Source organism: Clostridium bornimense (assembly GCF_018917145.1).
GTDB classification, from domain to species: Bacteria; Bacillota; Clostridia; order Clostridiales; family Clostridiaceae; genus Clostridium_AN; species Clostridium_AN bornimense_A.
This window is the reverse complement of record NZ_JAHLOD010000080.1, coordinates 1-8,566: the sequence shown is the minus strand read 5'-3', so window position 1 is coordinate 8,566 and position 8,566 is coordinate 1. Positions and strand designations below refer to the sequence as shown.

General features: G+C 28.8%; 6 protein-coding genes. 4 read left to right on the top strand and 2 right to left on the bottom strand.

Features of this window, described 5'->3' with window-relative positions; all coding sequences use genetic code 11:
* Positions 1–339: 339 nt before the first annotated feature.
* Both KQI30_RS15945 and KQI30_RS15940 read left to right on the top strand, forming a co-directional pair.
* A complete protein-coding gene (locus KQI30_RS15945) occupies positions 340–1,308 on the top strand; it encodes a hypothetical protein (protein WP_216464337.1) in 969 nt (322 codons plus the stop codon).
* A gap of 270 nt (positions 1,309–1,578) precedes the next feature.
* On the top strand, positions 1,579–2,784 hold the full coding sequence (locus tag KQI30_RS15940; RefSeq protein WP_216464336.1) for a macrolide family glycosyltransferase: 1,206 nt from the start codon (positions 1,579–1,581) through the stop codon (positions 2,782–2,784).
* Positions 2,785–2,810: 26 nt separating this feature from the next.
* Here the strand turns inward: KQI30_RS15940 and KQI30_RS15935 are convergent, their stop codons facing one another.
* Positions 2,811–3,668: a DegV family protein gene (locus tag KQI30_RS15935; protein WP_216464335.1), complete on the bottom strand. Its 858-nt coding sequence runs from the start codon at positions 3,666–3,668 to the stop codon at positions 2,811–2,813.
* Between the two features lie 267 nt (positions 3,669–3,935).
* Here KQI30_RS15935 and KQI30_RS15930 point away from each other — a divergent pair, with 267 nt between their 5' ends.
* Positions 3,936–5,939: a S8 family serine peptidase gene (locus KQI30_RS15930; protein WP_216464334.1), complete on the top strand. Its 2,004-nt coding sequence runs from the start codon at positions 3,936–3,938 to the stop codon at positions 5,937–5,939.
* Positions 5,940–6,139: 200 nt separating this feature from the next.
* Here KQI30_RS15930 and KQI30_RS15925 read toward each other — a convergent pair whose 3' ends face one another.
* Entirely contained in the window at positions 6,140–6,505 is a 366-nt protein-coding gene (locus tag KQI30_RS15925; protein WP_216464333.1) for a hypothetical protein, read from the bottom strand.
* Positions 6,506–6,728: 223 nt separating this feature from the next.
* Here KQI30_RS15925 and KQI30_RS15920 point away from each other — a divergent pair, with 223 nt between their 5' ends.
* Complete coding sequence (locus KQI30_RS15920) at positions 6,729–8,420, top strand: right-handed parallel beta-helix repeat-containing protein (RefSeq protein ID WP_253287546.1); 1,692 nt, start codon at positions 6,729–6,731, stop codon at positions 8,418–8,420.
* The last annotated feature ends 146 nt before the right edge of the window (positions 8,421–8,566 follow it).

The window sequence follows — 8,566 nt, the reverse complement described above, 5'->3', positions numbered from 1 at the left end:
TAAAGCAGAATTAGAAGCAAAGAAAAAAAGAGCATCATGATAAATGCGACTAACAACGTAGTCGCATCATCATATATCTTTTATTTATTTTGATTGTCTACTTGACAGGAGTCAGATCATAAAGTGTATCAGCTTTTTTAATTACTTCCTGTTGCTTATCACTAATATATTCAACAATTCGACACTTCTTTTCATTTTTTATATTATTAAGTTTTTATTAAGCATCTACTTGTAATAATTTTTAACACAATTTCGTCACAAATTACTTATATAATTTGAATATATTAATAAACTATATACATTTAATAGATAGGAATGTAGATTAGGAAGGGATAATATATGAAAATGATAACCTTAGAAGATATAAAAAAAATAGGACTTTGGATTAGTAACAAAGGAAGAAAGTTAGAAGAATATAGATGGAAATACCACTTTGGAAAAGGTGCTAAAGATGATATATTAAAGGAATTAAAAAAATATCAAAATGACGATGGTGGATTTGGTAAGGGGTTAAATCCCGATTGTTTAACAAATGCCTCTTCACCTTTAGTTACAGCTATGGCATGCAAAATTTTATATGAAATAGGCTGTACTGAGAGTAATGATATTATTGAGGCAGCACTACAGTATTTTGAAAAAAATCATTTTGATGAAAACACCTGTACCTGGAGTACTGTAATAAAAGAAAATAATAATGCACCTCATGGTACATGGTGGCATTTTGATGAATATGGTAATAACACATGGGGATTTAATCCCTCTATGGACATCGCTGCTTTTATGCTCTATTGGACAAAACGAAATAGTAAAGGTTTTAAGATGGCTTCCAAATCCTTTAAGAAGGGTCTTAAAAGATTATATTCTGTTCACCAAATGGATATTAATGAGTTAAATTGTTATATAAACGCATTGACTATTGCAAAAAGCAGACAAGAAAAATTTGATTTTGATTTAATATCAATGGAAAAGAAAATTGCTAAATTAGCCTCTTTAGCAATATATAGTGATAGCTCTAAATGGATAAGTGATTTCATGCCTCAACCACTAGATTTAATTGATTCTATAAATGGTGATAACATAATATTATATCCTTATCTCAACAGCAAATTACATGAAAATGCATCATTATTTATAGATGATTTTCACACTAATGGTCTTAGAGATATTCCTTGGACATGGGGAGTTAATTATTCTGAGTACTTTGAAGCTTCCAAAAATCAATGGAAAGGTATATTGATTTTAGAAAAAGCTCTAAAATGTAAACGTCTTGGTTATATAGAACCATATTGTAATACAAAAATAGCATAAATATAAAAGAGCAAATTATTATCACTAAAGTGAGGATAATAATTTGCTTTTTTATAATTAAAATAATTAATTTTCATTATTGCCAGCCTAACTTTTCTACAAATATGCAATTAAATATCCTATTTATTTTACATAGTATACTTAATTATATTAATAATTTTAAAATAAAAAGTTTTCACGTGAAACATGTAAAAAAATAGATTCTAATTCTAACACTTCTTCTTTTGTAATAGCATATATTATTATAGTAGTTTAAAAGAGGAGATGTTTATGTCTAGAATAGTTTTTATAAATATTCCGGCTTATGGTCACATAAATCCCACCTTAGGTCTAGTTGATGAATTAGTTAAAAATAATTATGAAGTTCTTTATTTTTCTACAGATGAATTTAGAAAAAGTATTGAAGCTGCTGGTGGAACTTTTAAATCTTTAGGAAATATAGTAACTCTTCCTTCTATGAAAAAAGAAGGTGAAGAAGCATTCGTAATGTTGAACTTAATTCTAGATAGTCTAGAATATCTTGTAGATAAAATTCTATATGAATTAAAGGACATACCTATAGACGCTGTAGTATATAGTTCTATGTTTTTAGTAGGTAAAATAATAGCAAAACTTCTCAATGTACCTGAAATATCTTCACTTGCTATTTTTGCTAGTAAAGATAAGTTAATTGAAAAAAATCATATAGTTTTAGACTACAATGATCCTAAAATAAAAGAAATCATTCTTAAACATTCTAGAGTATCTAATTCAATAAAAAAGAAATATAATATAACTATCCCTTCTTTTGTTGACATGCTTTTTAATAAAGGCGATATTAATATAGTTTATACCTCAAAATATATGATTGAGGATCCCGAAAATTATGATAATAGTTTTAAATTTATAGGACCTCCTATATATATAAGAAAAGAGCATCTAGATTTTCCACTTTATAAACTATATAATCAATTTGTTATATATATATCTTTGGGTACAATATATAACAATATAAACTATGATATATATAATAACTTTTTTGAAGCTTTCAAAAATGTCGATGCAATAATAGTATTAGCTGCTTATCATATAGATTTAAGCAAATCTCATATACCAGACAACTTTATTGTAAGAGATTATGTACCACAAATGGATATTCTCAAATATACCAATGTTGCTATAACTCATTGTGGTATGAATAGTACTAGTGAATTAATATATAACAAAATACCATTTGTAGCAATTCCATTTGGTGCGGATCAGTTATATATAGCTAGTAAAATAGAAAAGCTCGGTGGAACTATATATCTTAATAAAAATAAAATCACACCTGAACTTCTTAGAGGTGCTATCGAAGAAGTTATAAATAATCCTTCTTATTTAAGGAATTTAAAGAAAATAAAATGCTCTTTTGATAATGCTGGTGGTTATAAAAAAGGAGTCCATGAAATTATTCATCTTATCAAAGAATTTAAAAATAGGGATGATGCACAATAAATTAATCTAGTGCTTCATCCCTACTTTTATAAACTTTTATCACAATAATATGCTATTCCAATACTTCCTGGTCCTACATGTAATCCAATCACTGGACCTATAGATTCTATATTAACATCAATGCCTAACTTTTCTTGAATCTTATTCGCTAATACAACACCTTCATCATAACAATTAATATGATGTACTGTAATACCTTTAAGCTTTCTAGATGATATATCATCTTCTAATATATTTATCATTGCATCTATAGCTTTCTTTTTAGTTCTTACTTTTGTAAAAATAGTAGTCTTTCCATCCCTAACTGTCAGGATAGGTTTTATTTTAAGAATATTTCCTAAAAGTGCAGCTGCTCCCCCTATTCTACCACCCTTCTTTAAATAATCTAATGTCTCTGGTGCAAAGATAAATCTACTGCTATTTATTACTTTAGATGCAACCTCCATAACTTTTTCCATTGTTGCACCCTCTTTTGCTGCTTTAGCCGCCTCCAATACAACATAACCTAATTGCATACAATTAGTTCTAGAATCCATTATCTCTATTTTTCCCTCTGGATACTCTTCTAGCACCATATTTTTTATCATATTGGCACTTGATACAGTTCCACTCATCTCTGAAGATAAGAATATTCCTAAAACAGAATCACCATTTGAGATTATCTTCTTAAATATATCCGCTACCTCACCTGGTGCAGGTTGAGATGATGTTGGTATTTCTTTCGCTTCCTCCATCTTCTCATAAAAAGTTTCATTGGAAAGTTCTAATTCTCTATAACTATCTCCATTTAGAACTACATTTAGTGAAACTACTGATATATCATAATCATTAATATATTGTTTTGGTATATACGATGTACTGTCTGTAACTATTTTTATCGCCATTACTTTCCTCCATATTATATCCTACTTATTATTTTTCACTTACGACATATAATTATACACTAAAGTAATATTTTACGGTAGATTTTATGTACTTATTTGCTTTAAGACTAAAATACGACCAAACACGACAATTATATTTAAAAAAAATGTCATAAATGGTATTATACTAGTCAGATATAAGAAATAAGGAGATTACTTATTTATTTCCTATTACCACTAACTCCTTTTTCTTATATTTCATTATCTCGATTACCAGGAGGTTACAAAATGAGAAAAAAATCAATTATCATTCTAGCTTCATTCACATTAATATGTACTATATTAGTCTCAAGTATTTATGTTAATGGTGCTGAAAATTTACAAAGTATATTAAATATTAGTAACACTAGACAAATTATCGATGATAGTGAATATACGTCTCTTGACAATCCTTATGGAAGGATAAGCTCATCAAGCAATAATCCATATATATGGAATCAATGGGCATTAAAAAATTATAAATATAATGGTATAGATATAAATATAGAAAATGCATGGAATATAACAAAAGGTAGTGAAGACGTAGTAGTTGCAGTAATAGATTTAGGCGTAGATTATAATCATGAAGATTTAAAAGATAATATTTGGACTAATAAAGATGAAATACCTGATAATGGTATTGACGATGATAATAATGGATATGTTGATGATGTACATGGATGGAACTTTATTGCCGATAGTAATGATGTAATGGATGGTCATGGTCATGGTACACATGTATCAGGAATTATTGCAGCAAAAGATAATGATAAAGGTATTGTGGGCGCTGCTCCAAATGTTAAAATTATGCCATTAAAAGTTGGTAGTAATGATGGTACTATATATTTAAATTCAGTAGAAAAAGCTATTGAATATGGTTTAAGTAAAGGCGTTAAAATATTTAATTGCTCTTTTGAAGGTAGTGAAGTATCTGAGCGTGAATATGAGATAATTAAAAATTCTGATGCATTATTTTTATGTGCAGCTGGTAATAAGTCTCTTGATAATGATGAAAATACAGTACTACCAGCTAACTATAATGATTTACCAAATGTAATTTCTGTTATGAGTATCGATGAAGAAGGAAACAAAAGTGATAACTCAAATTATGGTAAAACAAAAGTAGATATTGCAGCTCCAGGAACTTTTATTTACAGTACAGTACCCAATACATATAAATATATAAGTGGTACCTCTATGGCTACAGGATATGTTTCCGCCATTGCTGCATTAGCTTTAAGCGTAGATCCTACTCTTTCAGCTGCTGAATTGAAAACTTTTATTTTAGATAATGCAAAGCCATTAAGCTCTCTTACAGATTTAAATACTACTGGTGGAATGTTAGACGCAGGCAATGTAGTACAAGCTGTTGCTAATGCAAAATCTGAAAAAGTACAAGATAATGAACTGCCTGATTATGAAGACATCAATATACATTACTCTGGTTATATAAAAGGCAAACAAACTTCATCTAAATCAAATGGTGAAATTATAGGTACAGTAGGAGAATCTATCCCTCTAAGTGCTATACGAGCTTCATTAGATTCTGATGTAAAAGATGTGTCAATAGAATATAAAATATATAACAAAAATATTGGTTGGAGTAATTGGATAAAAAATAATAAGATAGCTGGTACAAAAAATATAAATAAGCAAGCTGAAGCCGTAAAAATACGTCTTACAGGTAAAAATGCTAATAAATATTCCGTAAGATATCAAGGCCATATACAAAACTTAGGTTGGATTCCTTGGGTTAAAGATGGTGAACAATGTGGTGATATTGATAATAACCTGCGGTTAGAAGCGTTGAAAATTAAAGTAACACCTAAAATTCCTCCTAATGTTGTATATGAAAGCCATATACAAAACTTAGGTTGGATTGATCCTGTAAAAAATGGTTTAGTTTCAGGTACAACTGGTCAAAGTTTACGACTAGAGGCAATAAAGATTAAGCTCGAAAAAAAATATGATGAAGACGATATAGATATAGAATATAGAGTTCATAGTCAAAACATAGGCTGGGGTCCTTGGGTAAAAAATGATGAAGTAGCTGGTACCACTGGTCAATCACTTCGTGGTGAAGCTATAGAAATCCGTCTTGTTGGTAAAGATGCAGATAATTATACTGTTAAATATCAAGGCCATATGCAAGATATAGGTTGGGGTCCTTGGGTTCAAGACGGTGAGTTATGCGGTACTGTAGGTGAATCAAGAAGACTAGAAGCAGTAAAAATTAATATATCTTTAAAATAGATAGGTCTGTATCATATCCTATCGAGTAGGAGCTAAATAATTATTTTATTTAGCGTCCTCTCACACCACCGTGCGTACCGTTCGGTACACGGCGGTTCATTAGAAATAAGTTTATTATTTGACTTGGTATACTTTAGTCATGCTTATTAGACCTAATATTTCAAAATATTCTGCTTGATGATTCCGCTAGATTCCCCTCACTATATTGCGAGATTACTCATTATATGTCCAGGTGAAAAATTAATCTCATCATATGGTGGTCTTAATACCCCATATGTCTCTTTATATCTTCCATCCATCTTAAATCCATCTTCATTTTCATACTTTGATAACTTATCAATCCAAGGATCTAAATTAAAATATGAAAAGAATGGAGAATTATCATCAAAAATTGGATATAAAGCTATTAATCCCGGTGGTGGAATAAGTTCAACTGAATTTGTACTACTACTTCTGTTATCCTTATCACTATTAAAAGTTTTAAAAACTTCTATATATTCATCATCACAAAGATCTATTACTGATCCACAATATGGACAATAAAAAGAAGTACATTTTGATTTCATTTTTTCACTTCCTTATTAATTATATTCTAAAATATGCATAACTCTAAAAAAAAATTCTCAATTATCTTAAATGATATTTATATTTTAATTTTTTATAAAAATAATAGTAATTATTGCACATCCCTTCTCTTATCCGCCTTGACACATTCCATTTTTTGATATATGCTTACAATATAATCTATATTTTGACAAAATATTTAAACTTACAGGGAGGGAAATATTTATGAATAAAAATAAAATTGCTAGTATTTTCTTAGCAACATCTATATTTACTACTACTATATTAGGACATCAGCAAGTTTTTGCTTCTAATAATATATTTGCAGATAATTTTCAATCTGGAAGTAAGAATTGGAAAACAAATAAAGGTAGTTGGTCTATCGTAAATTATAATAATAGTAAAGCTTATTATCAATCTTCTACTAATGTAGAAGCCTCAAGCACAGCTGGAAAAACATCTTGGAAAAATTATTCTGTTGAATCAGAAGTTACTATAGAAAAATTTAATGGTTCTAAAAGAGTTATGATTTGTGGAAGATATGCTAATAAAAATAATTATTATGCTATTTCTCTATATAATAAAGATGGCGGAACTCTAGAAATTAGATCCAAAGTTAATGGAAAATCAAAAACTTTAAAGAAAGCAAAAGTTTCTATAAAAGAAAATACACTATATAAAGTTAAATTAGAGTTAAATGGTAATACCATAAAAGCTTATCTAAATGGTAAACTTATCACAACAGCTACTGATACATCTTTATCTAAAGGGTCTATAGGTATTATAACGTCCAAAGCCTCTGCTAAATTTGATAATATAATTGTATCATCACTGGATAAAAATACTTCAAATAGAAATGATAATTCAAATTCCAATACTAATAATAATAACAACACCACTCCTAATACTAGCAATAACACTAATAGCAATAACAATACAAATAATACTACTAGTAATACTACCAGTACTGGTACTTATGGAAATGGAACTGGAGCCACTACTAATGGAACAATTATTATTGTTGGAGATAATGAAACAACCCTTGAAAAAGCAGTATCTTCAGCTAAGTCAGGTGATACAATCTTAATAAAAGGAACAGTAAAATCTAAATCAGTTACTTTAAAAGATAATATAACTTTAAAAGGTGAATCTGGCGCAAAAATTGACTTTTCAAACACTTCAAATGGTGCTAGAGGTATAACTATTACCGGTAACAACAATACAATAAAAGATTTAGAAATTTGTAATGCTAAAGATAATGGTATATATGTAACAGGAGGAAACTATAACAGATTTGAAAATTTAGATATTCATAATAATGCCGATACTGGTTTACAAATTTCTAATGGTGCATCTTATAATTATATATACAACTGTTACTCACATCATAATGTTGATTCAAAAGGAGAAAATCCTGATGGTTTTGCTGTAAAGCTTCATTCAGGTGAAGGAAATGTATTTGAGAAATGTAAAGCTGAATATAATGTTGATGATGGATGGGATTTTTATGCCGCTCATGGTGCTGTAACATTAATAAATTGTGAATCAAACTATAATGGTGAAGTAAATGGAATAAAAGGTGATGGTAATGGCTTTAAACTTGGTGGAGTAGATAATAAAGAATCTGGTAAAGCAGCTCATCTTGATCCATTAAACCACGTCTTAATAAATTGTTCTGCAAAAGGTAATAAAAGAAATGGATTTGACAGAAATAATCAAAGTGGTGTTGTAACAATGAAAAATTGTATTGCTGACAGTAATGAGGCTAAAAATTATAATTGGCCATTAAAGGGTAAACCATCAGCATTAGGACATGAAGTTACTTTTGGAAAGGCTATTATAGAAGATTGTATTTCAAAAAATGGAAGTAATAATATAACAGGTGCTACTTTAAGTGGTAACTGCCAAGGTTTCTAAATATCTTTATAAAAAAGGAACTATCATTAAAATGGTACCTATAACATGGACACATAAAAAAAGAGTGTCTAGTTTATAGGTACTTTTTTATGTATAATTAAAATTATCTTGGAGGAAATAGTGGATATGAGTAAAATTAAATTTTC